At 68.9% G+C, this 21,081-nt stretch carries 13 protein-coding genes; 2 read left to right on the plus strand and 11 right to left on the minus strand.

The features are described 5' to 3' along the window. Positions 1–396: 396 nt before the first annotated feature. From FN976_RS06845 to FN976_RS06865, 5 genes are read right to left on the minus strand one after another with little or no spacing between them, the layout of a single operon-like run. Entirely contained in the window at positions 397–1,566 is a 1,170-nt protein-coding gene (locus FN976_RS06845) for a BMP family ABC transporter substrate-binding protein (protein ID WP_145892234.1), read from the minus strand. Positions 1,567–1,612: 46 nt separating this feature from the next. Beyond that, on the minus strand, positions 1,613–2,533 hold the full coding sequence (locus FN976_RS06850) for an ABC transporter permease (RefSeq protein ID WP_145892235.1): 921 nt from the start codon (positions 2,531–2,533) through the stop codon (positions 1,613–1,615). Further along, positions 2,533–3,606, minus strand: a complete 1,074-nt coding sequence (locus FN976_RS06855) for an ABC transporter permease (protein WP_145892236.1) — start codon at positions 3,604–3,606, stop codon at positions 2,533–2,535. The genes FN976_RS06850 and FN976_RS06855 overlap by 1 nt, the downstream gene beginning before the upstream one ends. Beyond that, positions 3,599–5,167 carry an ABC transporter ATP-binding protein gene (locus FN976_RS06860; protein ID WP_145892237.1) on the minus strand — a complete coding sequence of 523 codons (1,569 nt, stop codon included), beginning with the start codon at positions 5,165–5,167 and terminating at the stop codon, positions 3,599–3,601. Before FN976_RS06860 ends, FN976_RS06855 begins: the two co-directional genes overlap by 8 nt. Next, positions 5,164–6,099: a LysR family transcriptional regulator gene (locus FN976_RS06865; RefSeq protein WP_145892238.1), complete on the minus strand. Its 936-nt coding sequence runs from the start codon at positions 6,097–6,099 to the stop codon at positions 5,164–5,166. The genes FN976_RS06860 and FN976_RS06865 overlap by 4 nt, the downstream gene beginning before the upstream one ends. 92 nt (positions 6,100–6,191) lie before the next feature. Between FN976_RS06865 and xdhA the strand changes: the two genes are divergently transcribed. Beyond that, positions 6,192–7,667 (plus strand): xanthine dehydrogenase small subunit, encoded by a 1,476-nt coding sequence (xdhA, locus tag FN976_RS06870; protein ID WP_145892239.1) that lies wholly within the window; start codon positions 6,192–6,194, stop codon positions 7,665–7,667. Further along, positions 7,664–9,976, plus strand: coding sequence for a xanthine dehydrogenase molybdopterin binding subunit (xdhB, locus tag FN976_RS06875; protein WP_145892240.1), 2,313 nt, complete (start codon positions 7,664–7,666; stop codon positions 9,974–9,976). Before xdhA ends, xdhB begins: the two co-directional genes overlap by 4 nt. Here xdhB and FN976_RS06880 read toward each other — a convergent pair. From FN976_RS06880 to FN976_RS06905, 6 genes are all read right to left on the minus strand, one after another. Then, positions 9,861–15,461 (minus strand): CHAT domain-containing protein, encoded by a 5,601-nt coding sequence (locus FN976_RS06880; RefSeq protein ID WP_145892241.1) that lies wholly within the window; start codon positions 15,459–15,461, stop codon positions 9,861–9,863. The two genes, xdhB and FN976_RS06880, sit on opposite strands and share 116 nt — an antisense overlap. 46 nt (positions 15,462–15,507) lie before the next feature. Then, complete coding sequence (locus FN976_RS06885; protein WP_222432779.1) at positions 15,508–16,608, minus strand: toll/interleukin-1 receptor domain-containing protein; 1,101 nt, start codon at positions 16,606–16,608, stop codon at positions 15,508–15,510. Positions 16,609–16,750: 142 nt separating this feature from the next. Continuing rightward, positions 16,751–18,427, minus strand: coding sequence for a tetratricopeptide repeat protein (locus FN976_RS06890; RefSeq protein WP_145892243.1), 1,677 nt, complete (start codon positions 18,425–18,427; stop codon positions 16,751–16,753). A gap of 87 nt (positions 18,428–18,514) precedes the next feature. Continuing rightward, the gene (locus tag FN976_RS06895; protein ID WP_145892244.1) at positions 18,515–18,847 is read right to left on the minus strand and encodes a hypothetical protein; all 333 of its coding nucleotides are present in this window, start codon (positions 18,845–18,847) and stop codon (positions 18,515–18,517) included. Between the two features lie 208 nt (positions 18,848–19,055). Next, positions 19,056–19,922 carry an amidohydrolase family protein gene (locus FN976_RS06900; protein WP_145892245.1) on the minus strand — a complete coding sequence of 289 codons (867 nt, stop codon included), beginning with the start codon at positions 19,920–19,922 and terminating at the stop codon, positions 19,056–19,058. An 11-nt stretch (positions 19,923–19,933) separates the two neighbouring features. After that, entirely contained in the window at positions 19,934–21,025 is a 1,092-nt protein-coding gene (locus FN976_RS06905; RefSeq protein WP_432417853.1) for an alpha/beta fold hydrolase, read from the minus strand. Positions 21,026–21,081: the final 56 nt, after the last annotated feature.

Genomic DNA, 21,081 nt, shown 5'->3' on the forward strand with positions numbered 1-21,081 from the left:
CTATCCATTCGCGAATGTCGACATCCAGCCATTTTGCAGCACCCCGGCGCCCGTCGCGACCCCCTTCCGAGTGATACAACCTCGCCCCCTTCGCCCCATCCCCCACGCGCCCGCGGCGATTTCAGTTCCTGCGGTACCGGCCTCAGGCCGCACATCGCAGCGAAGCCGGAGCGAGCCGCAGGCGTAGCACAGGCCGCCACAGTATGAGCTGCGGGTGGGTGGGGGATGGGGCGAAGGTGCCAACTAAGGTGGCGCGCAAAAGGAAGTCTGGGAACCTCTGGATCCCAGCCTTCGCTGGGATGACAGCCATTCTTTCCCTCGCCTCCGCCTTCGCGGGGATGACGACAGACAAAAAAAGGGCCGCGCAAGCGGCCCTTCGTCATGCGCGCGAAGCGCTTACTTCTTGTCCCCGCCCGGCACCTTCCCCTCCACGCCCTTGACGTAGAAGTTGATGCCGCCCAGGAACTTGTCGTCGGCGACGGCGTCCTTGGCCAGGACTTCCTTGCCGGTGTTGTTGGCGATCGGGCCCTTCCAGATGTTGAAGGTGCCATCCTTCAGGCCGGCCTTGATCTCGTCGATGCGCTTCTTGGTGTCGTCCGGCACGTCGGCGGCCACCGAGACCATGTCGATCGCGCCTTCCTTCACGCCCCACCAGCTCTGGCCGGTCGTCCACTTGCCTTCCAGCGCTTCGCGCGTGGCCTTGATGTAGTACGGCGCCCAGTTGATGATGGCGGAACCCAGGTGCGCCTTCGGGCCGTAGGCCGTCATGTCGCTGTCCCAGCCGAAGGCGCGCTTGCCCATCTTCTCCGCCGTCTGCAGCACGGCCGACGAGTCGGTGTTCTGCATCAGCACGTCGGCGCCGCCGTTGATGAGGGCCGTGGCCGCTTCGGTTTCCTTTGGCGGATTGAACCAGTCGCCGACCCACACGACCTTGGTCTTGATCTTCGGGTTCACCGACTGCGCGCCCAGCGTGAAGCTGTTGATGTTGCGCACGACTTCGGGAATCGGGATCGAGCCCACCACGCCGAGCGTGTTGGTCTTGGTCATCTTGCCGGCGATCACGCCGGCCATGTACGCGCCTTCGTAGGTGCGGCTGTCGTAGGTGCGCAGGTTCTCGGAGGTCTTGTAGCCGGTGGCGTGCTCGAACTTCACGTCCTTGCTGTCGCCGGCCACTTTCAGCATCGGCTCCATGTAGCCGAAGGTCGTGCCGAAGATCAGCTTGTTGCCCTGGCCCACCATGTCGCGGATCACGCGCTCGGCGTCGGCCGACTCGGGCACCTTCTCGACGAAGCTGGTGACGATCTTGTCGCCGAATTCCTTCTCGATCGCCTTGCGGCCGTTGTCGTGGGCGAAGGTCCAGCCGCCGTCACCCACCGGGCCGACATAGGCGAAAGCGATCTTCAGCGGCGCCGGCTTGGGCGCGGGCGCTGGGGCGGCCACGGGCGTGGGAGCCGGGGCAGCCGCGGGGGCCGGCGGCGGTTCCTGCTTGCCGCAGGCCGCCAGGCCGGCGACCGCGGCGGTCAGGGCTGCGACGCGGATCAGCGAGCGTTTCTTCAGGTCGGTCATGGAGGATTCCTTCTGTCGGGAAGTGGAGGTGGCGGAAAAAAGGGAATTATGTCCCCGGATAGAAAGGCTTTCCAAGCGAGGCCGGCATGTTGACCCGGATCCAGGCGGGATTGCGGGAGATCAGCGCCAGCACCACGATGGTGGCGACGTAAGGCAGCATGTTGAGGAATTCGCTGGGCACATCGACGCCGGTGCCCTGCAGGTGGAACTGCAGCATGGTGACGCCGCCGAACAGGTAAGCCCCCAGCAGCACGCGCGCCGGCCGCCAGGTGGCGAAGGTGGTGAGCGCCAGGGCGATCCAGCCCTTGCCGGCCACCATGCCCTCGACCCAGAGCGGCGTGTAGACGATGGCCAGGTAGGCGCCCGACAGGCCGCACAGGGCGCCGCCGGCAACGACGGCCAGCAGCCGGATGCGCCGCACCGGGTAGCCGAGCGCATGGGCGGATTCCGGGGATTCACCCACCGAGCGCAGGACCAGCCCCGCGCGCGTCCGGTACAGGAACCAGATCAGCCCGGCCACCGCCGCGATCGTCAGATAGACGATGGGGTGCTGTCGGAACAGCGCCGGGCCCACGAGGGGGATGTCGCCCAGCACCGGGAAGGCATAGCTCGCCCGCTCCGGCAGCTTCTCCTGCACGTACTTGATGCCGGCGAATGCGGAGAAGCCGGCGCCGAACAGGCTGAGCGCCAGGCCCGTGGCGTACTGGTTGGTGTTCAGCCAGATCACCAGCAGGCCGAAGATCGCCGCCAGCAGCGCGCCGGCGCCCATGCCAGCCGCGAACCCGACCCAGTCACTGCCGGAGTGGATGACGGCCGCAAAACCGGCGATGGCGGAGCACAGCATGATGCCCTCCGCGCCCAGGTTGACGATGCCGGCCTTTTCGTTGATCAGCAAGCCCAAAGCGGCGAGCGCGAGGACGGTGCCCGCGTTGAGCGTGGAGGCGAAGAGGAGTGCGTAGGATTCCATCAGGCGCTCCTGGCTCCGCGCAGCATGAACCGGATGCGGTACGCCATGAGCGTGTCGCAGGCCAGCAAGGTGAAGAGCAGCAGCCCCTGGAACACACCCGTCAGCGATTTCGGCAGACCCAGGCGCGACTGGGCGAGTTCACCGCCGATGTAGAACATGCTCATGAGGATCGCCGAGAAGATCATGCCGACCGGGTGCAGCCGGCCGACGAAGGCCACGATGATGGCGGCGAAGCCGTAGCCCGCCGGTACGTAGGGCGTCAACTGGCCGATCGGACCGGCAACCTCCAGCCCGCCCGCCAGACCGGCCGCCCCGCCGGAGATCAGCAGCGCCGTCCACAAGGCCCGGCGCGACGAGAAGCCCGCATAGCGCGCCGCCGCCGGCGCCAGCCCGCCCACCTGCTGCGCGAATCCGGCACGGGTGCGGAACAGGTAGATCCAGAGCGCGCCCGCGGCGAGCAAGGCGAGCACCAGCCCGATGGTCACCCGCGAGCCCTTCATCAGCTTGGGCACCTGCGTCACCGCTTCGAAGGTCTTGGTCTGCGGGAAGTTGTAGCCGCCCGGGTCCTTCCAGGGCCCGAACACCATGTAGTTGAGGATCAGCGTGGCCACGTACACCAGCATCAGGCTGACCAGGATCTCGTTGGCGTTGAACTTGTCACGCAGCAGCGCGGTGAGCCCGGCCCAGGCCATGCCGCCCAGGATCCCGGCGAACAGGATCGCCACCACGATGAACCGGCTGGTGTCCTTGCCCGCCAGCAGCGCCACCCCACCGGCGGCCAGCGCGCCGATCACGAACTGGCCCTCGGCGCCGATGTTCCAGACGTTGGAACGGAAGCACACGGCCAGCCCCAGCGCGATCAGCAGCAGCGGCGTGGCTTTCACCATCAGCTCGCCCAGGCGGTAGGGCGAGCTGATCGGCTCCCAGAAGAAGATCTGCAGGCCCTTGACCGGGTCCTTGCCCAAGGCGGCGAAGAGGATGGTGCCGAGGACGACCGTGATGACCAGGGCGAGCAGCGGCGAGGCGATGCTCCAGAACTGCGAGGCTTGCGGGCGTGGCTCGAGCTTAAGCATGCTGGTCTTGCTCCCTCTCCCTCTGGGAAAGGGCTGGGGTGAGGGCTGGCGGCTTGTCGTGATCTGTGCCCCACAGCCCGCTCATCCATTCCCCGATCTGCGGCACGGTCGCTTTCGCCCTGTCCACCGACGGCGACAGCCGCCCCTTGGCGACCACATGCAGCCGATCGCAGACCTCGAACAGTTCCTCCAGCTCCTCGCTGACCACCAGCACCGCGCAGCCGGCGTCCCGTAAGGCGAGGATCGCGCCGCGGATCTGCGCGGCGGCGCCCACGTCCACCCCCCAGGTCGGCTGCGAAATGATCAGCAGCTTGGGGTTGGCATCGATCTCGCGGCCCACGATGAACTTCTGCAGGTTGCCGCCAGAGAGCGACTTGGCGGCCGCGTTCGGGCCGCCGGCCTTGACGTTGAAGCGGGCGATGATGCTCTCGGCCTGCGCCCGCAAATCCTTCACGCGGATCCAGCCGCCGCGGCCGACCGCATCGCCGCGCGTCAGCAGCAGGTTGTGCGCGAGGCCCAGGGTGGGCACCGCGCCGCGCCCCAGCCGCTCCTCCGGCACGAAGTGCAGGCCGCGCGCGCGGCGTGCGGTGGGACCGAGCTTGCCCACGGGCTGCGCATCGACCTGGATCATGTCCGCGGCCGCGCGCGTGTCTTCGCCCGAGAGCGCGTAGAGCAACTCGCGCTGGCCGTTGCCGGAGACGCCGGCGATGCCCACCACCTCGCCCGCGCGCACATCCAGCGAGACGGCGTCGAGGTCGACCCCGAACTGGTCTTCGCGCGGCAAGGTGAGGGCCTGCACGCGCAGCACCACCTCGCCCGGGGTGCGCTCGCGGTGTTCCAGCGCCGGCGGTTCGGCACCGATCATCAGGCGCGACAGCGACGCATTGCTTTCCTGGCGTGGATCGCAGACCCCGGTGACCTTGCCGCCACGCAGCACGGTGCAGGCCGTGCACAGCTCACGGATCTCGTGCAGCTTGTGGCTGATGTAGAGGATGCTGCAGCCCTCGGCCGCCAGCATCTTCAGCACCACGAAGAGTTTTTCGACCGCCTGCGGCGTCAGCACCGAGGTTGGTTCGTCGAGGATCAGCAGCTTGGGGTTGGTGAGCAGCGCGCGGATGATCTCGACGCGCTGCATCTCGCCCACCGACAGCGTGTGCACGGGGCGCGACGGGTCGACGTCGAGGCCGTACTCCCGCGCTTTCGCGGTGATGCTCTGCGTCACCTGCGCCAGCGTGAGGCTCTTGTCCAGCCCCAGCCAGACGTTCTCGGCCACGGTGAGCGTGTCGAACAGGCTGAAGTGCTGGAACACCATGCTGATGCCCAGCGCGCGCGCCTCCTGCGGATTGCGGATGTGCACCGGCTGGCCGTTGAACAGCACGCTGCCCTCGTCGGGCTTGACGGTGCCGTAGATGATCTTCATCAGCGTGGACTTGCCGGCGCCGTTCTCGCCCAGCACGGCGTGCGTCTCCCCGGGCTGCACCGTCAATGAGACGTCGCCGTTGGCCACGACGGCGGGATAGCGCTTGGTGATGTGCGCCAGCTGCAGGCGGGGGGCGCTCATCGTTCCTGGGCCAATCCGGCGGCCACGGCTTTCACGCGCTCGCGCAGCCAGCGCGCCGAGACCGAGGTATGCGTACGTTCATGCCAGAGCTGGTAGTAGAGCAATTGCGGGAAGTCGACGGGGCATTCGAGGATCTTGACCGGCAACCGGTCGGTGAACCGGTCGCAGAATTGCCGGCCCGTGGTGAGTACCAGCAAGCTCGATGCCACCATCTGCGGGATCACGCCGAAATGCGGGCAGCGGGCCGTGATGTTGCGGCGCAAGCCCAGCTCTTCCAGGTGTTCGTCGATCACGCCGCGGCCGCCCGGATGCGTGGGCGTGGGCGCGACGTGCTCGCACTCGAGCCAACTTTCCTGCGTCCACCCGCGCTTGGCGGCCGGGTGGTCGTTGGCCACCAGGCAGACGATCTGGTCGGCCAGCAGCTGGCCCATGTGCAGTTCGCCCGGCGGTTTCAGCCAGTTGCCCACCACCACGTCGACGTCGCCCTGGGCCAGGCGGGCCTGGTAGTCGGAATCGGCCGAGAGCGGATGGATCTCCACCTGCGACTGGGGCGCCAGCTGCTTGATCTGGGAGACGAGCCTCGGCAGGAAGAGCGGGTCGAGGTAGTCGGCGGCCGCGACGCGAAAGGTGATGTTCGACGTCTGCGGCTCGAAGCCGCGGGCCTCGGAGAACAGCATTTCGGCGGCACGGAGGATGCTTGCGCTGGGTTCGATCATGCGCAGCCCGGCGTCGGTGGGCACCATGCCGGCGCCCGAGCGCACCAGCAGGGGGTCCCCGGCGAGTTCGCGCAGGCGCTTGAGCGCGGAGGACACGGCCGGCTGGTGCATGCCCAGCCGGACGCCCGCTCGGGAGACGCTGCGTTCAGTCAGCACGGTATGCAAGACCCTGATCAAGTGGAGGTCTATCTTGTCGAAAAGCGCCTGGTCTCTCATACCTTTGGCTGCATCCCCGTCATACGGCCGCGCATATGCTCGCCTCAGGGTCTCCCCCTAACCTCACGAGCAAACCGCTGGAAAATTCACCCATGGAAGCCAAGACGATCCGATTCATCCGGGGTGGCGAACTGGTCAGTCTGGCCAATGTACCACCCGACCGCACGCTGCTGGAGGTGCTGCGGGAGGACCTGGCCTGTACCGGCACCAAGGAAGGCTGCGGCGAAGGGGACTGCGGCGCCTGCACCGTCGTCCTCGGCGAGGCCCGCCACGGCGAGCTGCAATACCGCGCGATCAACAGCTGCATCCGCCTCGCGCATTCGGTCGACGGCATGGCGCTGTGGACGGTCGAGGACCTGGCCGCGCCCGACGGCACCCTGCATCCCGCGCAGGAAGCGATGGTGCAGTGCCATGGCTCGCAATGCGGCTTCTGCACGCCCGGCTTCGTGATGAGCCTGTTCGGCATGTACCAGAACCGCGTCTGCCGGGGCGAAGCGATCTCGCGCGAAGCTGCGCAGGCCGACCTCTCTGGCAACCTGTGCCGTTGCACCGGCTACCGGCCCATCTTCGATGCCGCCCAAAGCATGGCCAACCTGCCCCCGGCCCGCATCAATGAGACCGAGGTGCTGCTGCAATTGACCGCGCTGGCCGATGGCTACGCGGACGACGCGCGGGGCCCGGCCTACCTGATGCCGCGCAACTTGCCGCAGCTGCTGGCGCAACGCAGCGCCCATCCGCAGGCGCAGATCGTCGCGGGCTGCACCGACGTCGGCCTCTGGGTGACCAAGATGCACAAGCGCTTCCCCCAGGTGCTGGACGTGACGCAGGTCGAGGAACTGCGTCGCGTCGAGGTCTACGAGAACCACGTGGCGATCGGCGCGGCGGCGACGCTGGCCGAAGCGTACGGCGCGCTGGTGGCCGACCGGCCGCAGCTCAAGACCTTCGCCGACCGCTTCGCCGGGCTTCCAGTGCGCAACTCCGGGACGCTGGGCGGGAACGTCGCCAACGGCTCGCCCATCGGCGATTCGATGCCGCTGCTGATCGCGCTGGGTGCCCATGTGGTGCTCATGAGCACGCGCGGGCACCGGCAGATGCCGCTGGAAGACTTCTACACCGGCTACCGCAAGAACGTGCTGGCCGACGATGAAGTGGTGGCGTGGATCCAGGTGCCGCGGCCGGTGCCCGGCGAGTTCCTGCGTGCGTACAAGATCTCCAAGCGCTTCGACGACGACATCTCGGCGGTGTGCCTCGTCGTGAACCTGCGGCTGGACGGCGATGCGGTGGTGCAAGCCGGCGTCGGGGCGGGCGGCGTCGCCGCGACACCCGTGCGCGCGACGCAGGCGGAAGCCGCCCTGCGCGCCCAGCCCTGGACGGCGCAAGCCGCGCAGGCCGCGGCGCAGGCGCTGCGAACGCAGTTCCAGCCGATCAGCGACATGCGCGCCTCCGCGGCCTACCGCGCCGAGGTCCTGGGCAACCTGATGCAGCGCTTCTGGCTGGAGAGCCAGGGCGAGCAGCGCATCAACCTGGAGAGCTTCCGGCTCGACGAGACGGACGAGGCCACCGCATGAACGCCCCCGACAACTTTGTCGCCCGGTCGGCTTCGCAGCCGGCCACGGGCCAGTCGCATCCGCATGAAAGCGCGCGGGCGCAGGTGGCGGGCGCCGCCACCTACATCGACGACATTCCCGAAGTCAAAGGCACGCTCCACGCGGCCCCCATCCTCTCCAGCGTGGCGCACGGCAAGCTGCGCGCCGTGGACGCCCGCACAGCACTGGCCATGCCGGGCGTGCGCGGCGTGGTGCTGGCCGCGGACATCCCGGGCGACCCCTTGCTCGCGACCTTCGTGCACGATGAACCCATCTTCGCCATCGACACCGTGCAGCACATCGGCCAGGTGGTCGGCCTGGTGGTGGCGCGGACCGTCATGGAGGCGCGGCGCGCGGCGCGCCAGGTAAAGCTGGACATCGAAGCCTTGCCCGCCGTTCTCGACGTGCGCGATGCATTGGCCGCGCAAAGCTTCGTGCTGCCACCCGTCACCGTGCGCCGCGGTGAGCCCGAGCGCGGCATCGCGCAGGCCGCCCACCAGCTCACGGGCTCGCTGGAAGTCGGCGGCCAGGAACACTTCTACCTCGAAGGCCAGGTCGGCTACGCGCTGCCGCTGGAGCAGGACCAGTGGTGGATCCATTCCAGCACCCAGCACCCCGGAGAAGTGCAGCACTGGGTCGCGCATGCCCTCGGCCTGGAGAACAGCGCCGTGAAGGTCGAATGCCGGCGCATGGGGGGCGGCTTCGGCGGCAAGGAAACGCAGGCGGGCCACATCGCTGTCTGGGCCGCGCTGGCTGCGCACAAGTTCAAGCGGCCGGTGAAGCTTCGGCTGGATCGCGACGACGATTTTCTGGTGACGGGCAAGCGGCACCCGTTCGCCTACGACTGGCAGGTGGGCTTCGACGCCAACGGCCTCATCACCGGCCTGAAGCTCATGCTCGCGGCCAACTGCGGCTTCAGCGCCGACTTGAGCGGGCCGGTCGCTGACCGCGCAGTCTTCCACGCGGACAACGCGTACTTCCTGAGCGACGTCGAGATCGTTTCTTACCGCTGCAAGACCAACACGCAGAGCCACACGGCCTTCCGCGGCTTCGGCGGGCCGCAGGGCATGATCGCGATCGAGGCGATCCTGGGCGACATCGCGCGGCACCTCGGGCTGGACGCGCTCGATGTGCGCGTGCGCAACCTGTACGGGATCGAAGAGCGCAACACCACGCACTACCAGATGACGGTGGAGGACAACATCCTCGCGCCGTTGCTGTCGCGCCTGGAAACGACTTCAGCTTATCGCGCGCGGCGCCAGCAAATCGCCAAGTGGAATGCCGACAGCCCCGTCATCAAGCGCGGGATGGCGATCACGCCCGTCAAGTTCGGCATCTCCTTCACCGCCACCTTCTTCAACCAGGCCGGGGCGCTGGTGCATGTGTACACCGACGGCAGCGTGCAGGTGAACCACGGCGGCACCGAGATGGGCCAGGGCCTGAACACCAAGGTGGCGCAGGTCGTGGCTGACGAATTGGGTGTTCCTTTCGAGCGCGTGCGCGTGACGGCCGCCGACACCAGCAAGGTGCCCAACGCAAGCGCCACCGCGGCGTCCAGCGGCACCGACCTGAACGGGCGCGCCGCGCAGTTCGCGGCGCGGCAGGTGCGCGATCGCCTGGCCGCGTACGTCGCGGACAAGCAGAACTGCCGGCCCGAACAGGTGCTCTTCGCGCGCGGCCAGGTGAGTGCGCCGGGTGCCGTCATCGCCTGGGACCAGCTGGTCGACGATGCCTACCACTCACGCGTGCAGCTGTGGAGCGACGGCTTCTACAAGACGCCCAAGATCCATTACGACAAGCACACGCTGACCGGGCGGCCGTTCTTCTACTTCGCCTACGGCGCCGCCTGCACCGAGGTCGCCATCGACACGCTGACCGGCGAAAGCCGCGTGCTCAAGGTCGACATCCTCCATGACGCGGGCACCCCGATCAACCCGGCCATCGACATCGGCCAGATCGAAGGCGGCTTCATCCAGGGCATGGGCTGGCTAACCACGGAGCAACTGGTGTGGAACGACCAGGGGCTGCTGACCACCCACGCCCCCAGCACCTACAAGATCCCCGCGGCCGGCGATGTGCCGGAGCACTTCAAGGTGGCGCTCTGGCCGGAAGCCAACCGCGAAGACAACGTGGGGGGCAGCAAGGCGGTGGGCGAGCCGCCTTTCATGCTGGCGATCAGCGTTTGGGAGGCGCTGCGGGACGCGGTCGCGCACCACGAGGGTTCCGCTGTCCGGCTGGACGCGCCGGCGACCGCCGAGAACTTGCTGCGGGCGCTTCGGGCTCGCTCCTAGCCTCCGCCAGCTCCCGCAGCGCGCCCAAGAGATCCGTGGCCGCCCGCTTCTCCGCGGCGTTCCGGGTCTTGCCTATGTAGGGGACCAGGGTGAACTCGCCTTCGTTCAGCACCGAGTCCCACAAGTTGGGTGCCGGCACGCGATCCTTCAGGTCCCGCAGGCTGGCCAGGAAACCTTGCAGCTGCGGCGCGAGACGGCCTTCCACCAGCGCCTCCAGGATCAGGAGTTCGGTGAGTCCGACCACCGTCCAGAACTCGGGCGCCTCGGATGCGGAGCGCTCCATCGCGCCACGCACCAGCTGCACGCGCGCGGCGTCCAGGGTCAACGGCTTGCCGGCAAAGAGCGCCGCGCGCAATTCGCAACTCAAGGCGTTCTTCGCCGGGTAAAACAGGTCGGCCGCCCCCTGGGCAACGGCCAGTTTTTCAGCGGCGTGGTAGTGAGTCGCCGCGCGTCCCAGGGCGCGCAACGCATCGCGCCGCCGCCTGGCCTTGGTTTGGATCATCGTCAACCGCTTGTAGGCCGAACCCAGCAGGCTTTCCCGCTCGCGCGTCCGGTGGATGGCCACCAGCGCCTCAAGGCGCGCGATGCCGTCGAGCGCGGCGGCGACGTCGCCCCGCTTCTCGGCGGCCCGCACGATGTGGTTGGCGAGCTGTTCGGCGGCGCGGAAGCTGGCCGTCCCATCGGCCGCCTGGACCGCGGTGGTGTACCAGCGGACAGCCGACTCCGCGTCCCCGGCCCGCCCATACGCCACGCCGAACGCGTCGGACACCATGCCCATGCCACCCCATCGCGTCCCGAACTGCTTCTCCAGGTACTGCAGGCGGTCGCTTGCAGTCTGCACCGACGTGCGGCCGAACTCGACATCGCTCGCCAGGTTCTCGAGTGCCAGGCACAGTGCTGGCGGGGTGGCGACCGCTGCCAGCACGTCGGCGAGGGGCGGCGTGGGCCGCTGGGCGTCGCCCGTCCCGGCGCGCCATGTCCATTCGGGATCCCCGTAGCACTGGTACGCCGCCCAGGTGTTGCCTGCCGGATTGCACGCATAGGCAGCCTCGCGTGCACGCGCTACCGCGTCCATGAAGCGCGCACCAGCCAGCAGTGCCGAATAGAAGGCGCCAGCGAACTGTTCCGCGGCATCGTCTTCCACTGCCCAGCCGGCGGCGACGACGCAGCGCACGCCAGCGCGGATCAATTCGTCGGAAATGTTGGCCGCGAACGCGGACCGGTCGAACCGCCGCGGCGTTCCACGGAAATCGCGCGCCGCCAGGTGGCAGCAATTGAGGAACACCAGCTCCGGAACCACGCGCAGGGCGCGGATCTCGTTCGCCCCGAGGAAGGTATGCGCGCCCGACAGCACCACCCCCCCTTGCGGACCGGGCTCCCCGTGACCGGCGACGTGGATGATCCGATAGGGCCTTTCGAACAGGGCCGAGATGATGGATTTCGCATCGTTGCGGTCGACGAGATCACGAATCGACGAAGGGGGCAGCACGGTGGCCATGCGGTCACGCACGGCCGCGGCTTCCCGGCGGGCCCCGTCCAGCGGCGGGTAGCGTTCAGGATCGCACTCGGGCTCACCGATGATCAGCACGCTGTCGTCCGCCCCCGCGTCGTTCACGGCGCCCCGGAAGACGTCCGTGCGCAGCTTCCGGATCAGTTTGGAGCGGATGGCCCAAGGAGACTTCTGGTCGGGCCGGCGTGCGTCCGTGGTGTCGAGCATTTCCCAGGGGATGGCGGCCGTCTGATCGTCCAGCTCGATCACCATTTCGCCGCTGCCGGCCAGGTAGGCCTCGATCTCGACGGGCACCAGCAACTGGAACAGCGTGCGCCCGATCTGCGGATCGGTGTTGGCGTCGTTCGAAGCCACGTTCACCAGCTGCCTCAGCAAGGCCGCCTGCGCGTGCTGGCCCGTGACTTCGGCACGCGCACGGGTCGTGTCGAGGCGGTAGTTCAAGCACTGCGTCTCGCCTGGCCCCTTGGCTCCCAGCACACTGATGAAGTCGTAGTCCGCGCCGCGGTAACCGGCGTCGAGCATCCGGCGCAGCGCCCCGCGTTCGATCGCCACTTCGGGCGCCACGCGCAACCGGCCCGGCTCCGCCTCCTCCAGTTGGCCGAGCGCGCGCCATGCTTCGGTGGCCCGGTCGAGGTACAACTCCACCAGGGTCAGCTGGCCCAGTTGGGGCCAGCCGCCCGCTTCCCCCTCGGCATTCTGTTCCGCGATCCGGGCCATGGCATCGAGCGCTCCGTTGACGATGGCCTGGGCGGCCGACCCGACGGTGACCCCCGTTCCGCCGCTGCCTATCAGCGTTGCCGCCAGGTCGAAATGCGGAGCGGTCTCCTCGACTTCGGAGAGACGCTGGGCGTACGCGAGAACGCCCTGGCGAACCGCCTGCGCGAGTCGCCCCGCGTCCAGCTTGCCCTCCTCGCCGATGCCGACCACGACCACCGATGCCGGGCGCGCAAGCTCCAGCGGGTTCTCGGGGTTGGGCCGGCGATTCCCGAAGATCTGGTGCGAACCCGGGGCATCCGGGTAAAGCCCGGTGTCCAGCGCGCGCCGCATGGCCTTGCCGACCATCCGGTCGACGACACGCTCCGCTCCGCTCAGGCGCGACGCACGATAGTGGCCCACGAGCAGCGGCTCACGGATGAATTGCAGATCGCCGTTCAGCACGCGCACCTGGAGCGCGGCACCTGGCCGATGCTGTCCGCTCCCGGCCGTGCCCTCGCCCACCTCATCGTACGGGCTCGCCGGCTCCTGCCAGGCCTGGAATGCGCGCGCGGGCCGGGTCCGGACCTTGGGCGAAGAGGCGGGCGCGGCCCGGGATCCCGCGTCACGCAACCCTGCTTCGGTCGCTGCCAGGTTCGTGGTCTTGCCTTGGACGAGGAGGTCCACGTAGCCCTGAAATGCGGAGCGGACGTCTGGCAGCTTGCCGTGCGCGGCGTCCACCTGCCACGTTTTCACGCCGGGCAGCAAGGCGCTCTCCAGGGGGACGCGGCCATCCCCGCCGCGGACCGCCGCGAGGTACTCGAGTCCTTCGTTGTCCAGGACGTAGCCCGCCGGCGTGAATTCCGCCGTGCCGACGACCAGGCAGATCTTGGAGGCGTCGGCTGCCAGGGATCCGAGTTGCGCATCGAGCCGCGTGCGCAATGCGACAGCGCGGTCCAGGACCTTCTGCGGCGGCGCGCCCCATTGGTAGACCGCCTTTTGCGCGTTGGGCTCGTGCCAGTGGTTGCGTTCCAGCAGGGACTCGATGTCCTTGCGCGCCAGCTCGCGCCAAGTCGATTCCTGTCCCAGGCCAAGGGCCGGGTCGAGCAACCCCGCCTGCAACTGCAGGAAACCGGGCATGCCTGCCATGACCTGGCGCGCGCCGCGATTGTCGAAGAGAGAACCCAGCGCCGCCAGGGTGTTGCCGAAGTCGTCATCGCCGGACAGGATCTGCATCGGCGCCCACGATCCACCGTTGGGCGTGCCCAGCATGACCAGGCGGGCCCCGTCCCTGGCCATCATCCGCTTCCAGGTGTCGGGCGCCTCCAGCTGCATCGTGCGCGCGACCAGTCCCCCCATCGAATGGGCGATGATGCGCACCGGCTGCCCGCTCGCTCCGCGGATGGCCAGCGCGCCTTCCACGGCCGCGGCCAAGCGGCGTGCCTCGTCCTCCATGGGCCGACGCCAGTCGTACGCGAATGGCAGCACTTCATGTGTGTCGGCCAGCCGGTCGATGAGATCGTCGTAGATGAACCCGATCGGCGTCGTGGCCGAGAAGTCCTGGTCGGTCTTCGGGTCCCACGCCATCTTCTTCAAGCCATTGACGAAGCCCGCACCCAGCCACACCCTGTCGCCTTTGAGGGCGATGTTGGAACCGACGATGCCGGGCAGGACCAGCACTGCGGGCCGGGCCGCGCGCTCCTGCGCGGTGCCGCGCGATCGCTTCGTCGCAGCCGCGGCACGTGTTCCGCTGGCTTCCTCGCCGGCCCATGACAGGATGCCGATGTCCTGGAATCCCGGGGGGTCATCGCGCAACAGCGCGTCGGTGATCGCCGTTGCCGTGCTGCTGTTGGAGAAGTAGCCAAAGTGCGTGGCGTTGGCCCCGCGGTCAAGCACGAACCGGGCCGCCGCACCGCGTGAATTGGCCTTGCGCGGCATGCCGCCGTACATCGACCGGGTCTGGACCACCAGGTCGTTGTCGGTCCAGTAGTAGGCGTCCGCGACCAGTGTTTTCAGCCAGGAAAGCAGGGACTCGCCTTCCACGTCGCCTGCCACGACCCGCAGCTCACCAGGAATGGGATCCGGTCGCGAGTTGAGCCAGGCAACGACGGGGCTCTCCGGCATGAGCGCTTCCAGTCCCGGCAACTCCTCCGGGCGGGCGCGCCGCCGCGCGACCTCGTGGAGGAAGTCCACGATTTCAGGCAGCAGCGGGACGCCCGCGAGTTCGAGGCTCCACTCCAGAACGGACAGGTAGGCGTCCAGGCGCCTGGACGCCAGCAGCGTGCCGCGCGACGGGCAAGCGACCCGCACCATGCGCTCCACCTGGAGGCCCTTTGCCTGGGCCACCTTGACGAGCTCCTTCAGCTCCTTCGCATGCGTCTCGTAGCCCGGCCGCGCGAAAAGGGCCAACTCCTCCGGGCGGAGCGCGCCGCCGCCGCATGCGCGCGCCAGCGCCTCGCCCACCAGGCCGCCGCGCGAATGGGTGACGAGGTGCAGCCGCGCTCCGGCGGGCAGCGCCTTGGCCAGCGTCAGCGCGTTGCCGATCGGGCTGCGTCCCATCGTGGGATGGTCGAGCGCATAGACGCGGTCCTTGTAGGAGGTAAAGAGCGCGCGGACCCGCTCGGGGTGCAGGGTCCACAGTTTGCCGAAGGTGCTGTCGGTGTCGACGAATGTGCCATGCAGCATGACCAGCATCGGTCCGCCGTCCTCGGCCGGCGGCACCTGGATGGGCTTGGCCTTGCGCTTGAGCGCTTCTGGACGCTTCGTGGGCGAAAGGGCGTAGACCCCCTCGGCGACCTTGCCGTCCAGCGCCAGCGTCACGGCGGCGGCGGCAAGGTCCACCGCGGGGTCCTTGAACAGCTCCACGATGTCGAGTTGCAGCAGCGTGGCGCCCGCGGACAGGATGTTGCGGGCGGTGCCGCGTGCGGTCGCGCCCGAACGTCCCGGCCAGGCGAGCTGCGCCGGCACGGGGATGTCGGTGCCGTCACTCTTGCCCCGCGAGGGCGAGCGCTGGACGGAATCGGCTTGCGCCCGAAAGAGCTCCGCCGCGTTGGCCGGATGGAGGACCAGGCGGGGCCCGTTGGCGAGCGTGAGCACGACGACGTCTTCACCTTCGCGGGCCGTGACGCGATGCGGCTTTGCATCGCCCCGCCGCGGCGTGCCGACGAGGATGGATTCCTTCTGCCGCGCCTTCGGCGGGAGCCGCTTGGGACGCTGCGGCGCCCGGGCTGGCACTTCGCCATGCACGACAAACGTGAACACTTGGGAATTCTTCGTCGCCATCGCCCCTCCTGATTGCTCTTGTCGTCGCGGCCGGACACGCGCGCGGCTAGCCGCCTCCCAGCGCCTTGGCCACCAGTGCCAGCAGTTCGCCTGGCAGCACGGCTTCACCGGCAGCCCCGAGCGCAAGCACCTGGTCCGCCCGCTGGCGCCGCAGCCCGCCTTGCGCCCCGTGGTAGTAGACGACGGGCACCGCCAGCCCCGCATCACGCATGCGGGTGAAAAGCCGGAGTCCGGCTTCGGGGGGTTCACCGGCGCGCTCCCAATCGGAGATCACCAGGTCGAAAGCCTCGGCGTCTTCCTGCAACCGGTCCATCGCATCGTCGGTGCTGAGCACCTGCACCACCTCGATCTGGAGCTTCGCGAGCGCCGCCGCTTCATGGCGGTTGCCTTGCGGCTGGTCGTCCACCCAGAGGATCCGCCGCTGGTCGGGAACATCGACCAGCACCCGGGCCTGGTGCCGCAATGCGTCGACAGCGCTGGCATCCATCGGTGGCTGGCCACGCGCCTCCTGCGCCTGGACGACCTGGCCCACCACTCCGCCGACAAGTTGCTGCAGGACGGCGTCATCGGCGGCCGGCTTCGCCGGCGCGTGCGCGAAGTTCGATGTTCCGCCGCCACGCGTGTTGCGGACCATCGCGGCCGGCGCAGGCGGACGCCGCGCGCGGATCGCCATCACCGCGGCGCGCAGGCCCTTCGCCACGTTGGTCCAAGCCTCGTCGCGGTTGCTCCACGAGGTCACGGCCTTCAGGTCCGTGGGCAGCCCTTGCAGCTTGAGGAACGGGAAGTCCTCCGCATCTTCGGAGGACAGGTCCACCGGCCGGACGATGATCGGCACCACCGTGGCCTGCTGCTGCGCATGCCGGCGCATCGCGACCTCGAGTTCGGTGCTCATGATGTAGTCGGACCCGATGAAGTCGCTGCTCACGAGCAGCAGCACGAGTTCCGCGGAATGCAGGTGGGCGTCGATCGCGCCGGACCAGTCCTGGCCGGCCACGATCTTGCGATCGTGCCAGGCCTTGACGAGGCCGCGACGCTCGAGGATCTTCAGGTGGCCCTGCAGCTCTTCGCGCAGCACCTCGTCCTCGTGCGCATAGCTGTAGAAAAGCTCGACCGGCCCTGCTGCCGGCAATGCCTCATTCGTCCCCAAAGGTGGTCCTCCCCTGCCCGCACCGGCGGTCCCGCTTTTGACTGGGGACCTTCGCCGGCAAGGCGCGGGCAGTATGGAACAGCCGCCGTCAGCTCGTCAATGGGCTGGGCCCGCGGCGGGCGGCCGCCGCGAGCAGCGATGCTCAGGCGGTGGCGCCGGTGCCGGCTGCCTTCGCCATCATCCGCTCCAGCACCTGCAGGTAGTTCCTGGCCTCCGGCGCGACCGGGTGCTCGGGAAAATGCTGGAGCACGGACCGCAGGATGCGTGCGGCCTTGTCGTGCTGGCGGTTCTGTTCGCTGAGCAGGCGGGCGCCGAGGAAGTACACACCCGGCGTGTCCTTGTGACCCGGGAAGCGCTTGTCGAAGCCGCGCAGCAGCTGCGTCGCCAGCGCGAAGTCTCGCTGCTGCACGGCGGCGGTGGCGGCCGGCAGCACGGCGTCACCATCCGCTGGCAGGAAGGTGGCGTCCAGCGCCTGCAGCTTGCGCAGCGCCTCGGCCAGTTCGCGCCCCAGGCCGGCGCGCGCCAGCGCGGTCACGAACTGCTGGCCATGCGCCAGCGTGGCCGCATCGTCGGCTTGCCTGAGCAAGAGCGCATGCAGCCGCTGGTTCAGTGGAACATCCATGCGGTCGTAGCGCATGCGGTCGCGCACTTCGCCGATGGCGTCCTTGAAGTTGCCTTGCGTCACCAGGTCGTGCACCTTGCGTTCCCAGGGGTCCGCCGGCACCGCGCCCTGCTTCACGGCGGCTGCGCGTGCGGAGCCGGCCGCTGCAATCGCTTCGGCGCCGCCCGCTTCGCGGTGCTCGTCGAAGTCGACGTCGACGTCCAGGTGCAGCTCCTGGTGGAACTGGTACAGCGCATAGCCCATCAGCGCAAAGAGCACCAGGCCGAGGTAGTTGGCGACCGCCATTTCCAGCGGGAAGCGCACGGCCGGAGGCCAGCCCTGGCCCACGACCAGGGCGAGCTGGCGTGAGCCGGCGATCGCCAGGAAGAAGCCCCAGAGCACGAAGTACGCGCTGCCCATGGCCTGCACCAGCGTGATGACGTTGAACGGGTTGAAGGCGCGCGGCAGGCTGTCCTCCAGCGCGATCACGATGGCCGCCGCCGGCAGCATCAGGCTCAGGACGGCCATGAACAGCCAGAACCACATCGGCTGCAGCTGGAACCACAGCAGGTCGCCGAAGGCGGGCATCGCGCGCTCGATCATTTCGGCGCGGGTCGTGCCGCCCGGCGGCTCGGACGGCAGGTCCGCCGGTTCGGCGGCCGCCGTGAAGGTGTTGCCGTCCTCGTCGGTGGATGAAGGCCGCGCCGCGGCGGCGGCCGCTTCGGCCTGCGCGCGGGCGAGCGCCTGCTGGTAGGCCGCGCGCTCGCGTTCGAGCTGGGCCACTTCTTCCGCGTGATCCTGCTTGTAGCGCTCGACCAAGCGCTCCTGCGTCCGCGGGTCAGCCGCCACGCGGCCGTCGAGCGCCAGGTTGCCGATGTTGGCCCCGAGGACGATGAAGAGGGCGATGACCAGGCCCAGCTTGGCCGGCCGCTTCTCCGGGCCCCAGAGCCGGTGGTCGACCGATTCGCCTTCGAAGCGGCCCTTGGAGAACAGCTCCAGCACGTTGAAGGCATAGCGCAGGCCGAGGTAGACCAGGAAGCCCTTGAGGATGAGGCTGAAACTGCCGAGGGCGAGGCCGGCCAGGGCGCTGGCCGTGATGATGCACGCGAGGAAGATCAGCGGGCCGAAGCGGAACGGAAAGAGGAAGAAGAAGGGCAGCTTGCGCCAGAAAGGCGTGACCGCCTTCTGGTCGTACTTGATCTCCAGTTCCCGCGCCATGCGCCCTCCCCCGTAGTGATTTGGGCCGCATGTTATTCCATCCATTAGGACGGAGGTAGCAACCTATGTCACAGGAATGGCGGATTCCTAGCCCAGACTCACGACCCGCGCATTGGGAATGCGGGCAAAGGGGTCGTAGCCGCGCAAGCCTTCCCGCAAGGTCGGCTCGTGGGTCTGCGCGATGCGCCGGCGCTGGCCCGCATCGCTGCTGGCCATCAGGTCGACCAGACCCTCGTCGAGCCGCAGCAGCACGGGTGCCGCATACGGGTGGCTGGCGTGCGGATCGTCCACCACCGACCACGAGATCACGATGCTGCCGTTGGGCGTCTGCCCGGCCAGCGAGTGCGGCGGGAACAAGTGCCGGTAGGCCTGCCAGAACACGGCGCGGACACCGTCCAGCGGGGCAACGCCAGGGGACATGGGCTGGGTCGAGACCGGCTGCGTGGACGCGGGCCGCGTGTCGCCGGCCCTCCATCCCCTGCCTGCGTGGCGGAACGCCGTCCAGACCGGCGACCGGGCAAGCCTGGCACGAACACTGGCGGTGGATTCACGGCGCATGGGCCCCTCCAAGGAGGCTGATCCTAGGATTCGGCGTCTGACTCCGGTGTAGGACGGCGCCGACAGGAAGTCACAAGCCGACCAGCTGCAGCAGGTTGCGCCTGCCAACCAGTTCACGGGCGCGCGGGCTCAGTTGCCGCAGGAAGTTCTGCACGCTCTCGAACTTCATCGCATCGTTGGCGCGTGAGCGTCCGCTGGCGTCGGTACCGACGATGAAACGCTGGGGCTGGGCCTCCACCAGTGCCAGCCACTCGGGCCAGACGGCGGCGCCGTCGCGCAGCAAGGTGTACTCCGGCGAGCGGGGATGGTGCGCCCAGGTGCGCGCGCTCAGCTCGTAGACGAGGTTGGGGTGCCGCTCCAGCATGCGCCGCGCCAGGAACAGCGGGGTGTAGCCCCCGTGCGCCCAGATGACAGTCACTTCGCGGTGGCGTTCCAGCAGCGCGTCCAGCTCCGCCAGCCGCGTGATCTCCACGTGCAGCATCACCGGCAGCTTGTGCTTGCGGGCCAGCGCGAGGATGCCGCCCATCATCGCCCCGCCCAGCGGGTAGTCGGTCTCCGGGAAACCAGCCGCGGGAAAGTGCGCCACCGACAGTTCACCGATGCCCCTGTACTGGCCGGTGGCGAGCAAGGCGTCGAGCTCGTCCAGCAGTCTGGTGTCGTCGGCCCGCCAGAGGGGCCCATACGCGGTGCGCTCCGGCGAGATGGACGCGAAGGGGATCAGGCGCGGCGCGTGCTCGCGCGCCGCACCCAGCACGGACGCGTTGTCGCTGCGTCCACCCCAGAAGACCACGGCGTGGCTCGCGCCATGCCGGTCCATCAGTTCGAGCTGCATCGCGGCATCGTTGAGGTGGGCGTGCGCGTCGACGAAGGGGATGTTCTGCGCCGCCGCGCACCAGGCGGCGCCGGCGAGGCCGAATGCGATGAAAAGGGACCGCATGCGGAGACCGGTCACAACGCCAGCATCCACGCCGCCATCGCGTCCGCGACCTGTTCCGCCAGCGCGGGCTGGCCGGCGAGGTAGTGGTTGCCACCGGGCACGTCGATGTTGTGGATGCGGGGGCCGCCCGCGGCCAGCCAGGCGTCGCGCGTGCTGGGGAACGTGGACTGGTCCGCGGTGTAGGTGAACAGCTGCACGGGCACGCTGGTGCGCGCCAGGTTGGCGGGGCCATCACCCCGGCTGGCCGGTGACCATTGGGACAGCCAGGCCGTCAGCGAGGTGATGCGGCCCATCTGGCTGGCCGCATAGTTGACGGCGCGCGCGCCGGCGGCGCCGTTGCCCCAAACGCTGCCGACCGCGCGGTCGTTCGCATCCAGCCGCAGGTCGAGGAAGCGCGGATCGGCATGGGTGCGGTACACGACGAAGGTTTCATCGCGCGGGCTGCCCGGCGCGGTTTGCGCGCGCAGCAGGTGCAGGCGCGCCCGCACCTGCTCGTCGATGCGCCGGTAGCGCGCCTGTTGCGCGGCACGAAAGCGCGCGAGGAACGCCTCATCGAAAGGGGGCGCGTTGGCGGCGTCATACATGTCGAGCGCCGGATCGGCCGAAAGCCCGTCATGCTCGTGCGTGAGCGACGGATCGATCCAGTGGCGCATCAGGTGGGAGCGGCCTTCATGCGCCGCGCAGAGCGCCAGGCCCTGCACCGGCGGCAAGTCCGCGGGCGACAGCCCGGCCGCGTCGCCATCGACCATGCGTTCGATCGTGAGGTTTTCCGCCTGCGCCTGGTACAGCGCCGCCAGGGCGGCGCCGCCGGAATTGCCGATGAGCACGACTTTGTCGTAGCCCCGCGCGCGCAGGAACTGCACGCCGGCCCCGAGGTCCTGGATGGCGCGTTCCATCAGCAGCAAGGTGTCGTTGCCGGCGTAGCGCGAATTGAGCCCCATGCAAGCGACGCCGCGCGCAGCCAGCGGCGCGATCAGGTAGTGCCCCATGAAATTGCTGGCCGGATGCATGACGATGGCGGCAACACGCCGCGGTCCGACGGGCTGCATCCAGGCGCCGTAGATGCGCGGCCGCAGCAACTGCAGGCCCGACTGGCTCTCCATCGCGGCCCCGGGCCGCACATCGATGACGGCAAGTTCCAGTGCAGCGCTCACCGCGG

Source organism: Caenimonas sedimenti (assembly GCF_007833165.1).
In the GTDB taxonomy this organism is placed as follows: domain Bacteria; phylum Pseudomonadota; class Gammaproteobacteria; order Burkholderiales; family Burkholderiaceae_C; genus Ramlibacter; species Ramlibacter sedimenti.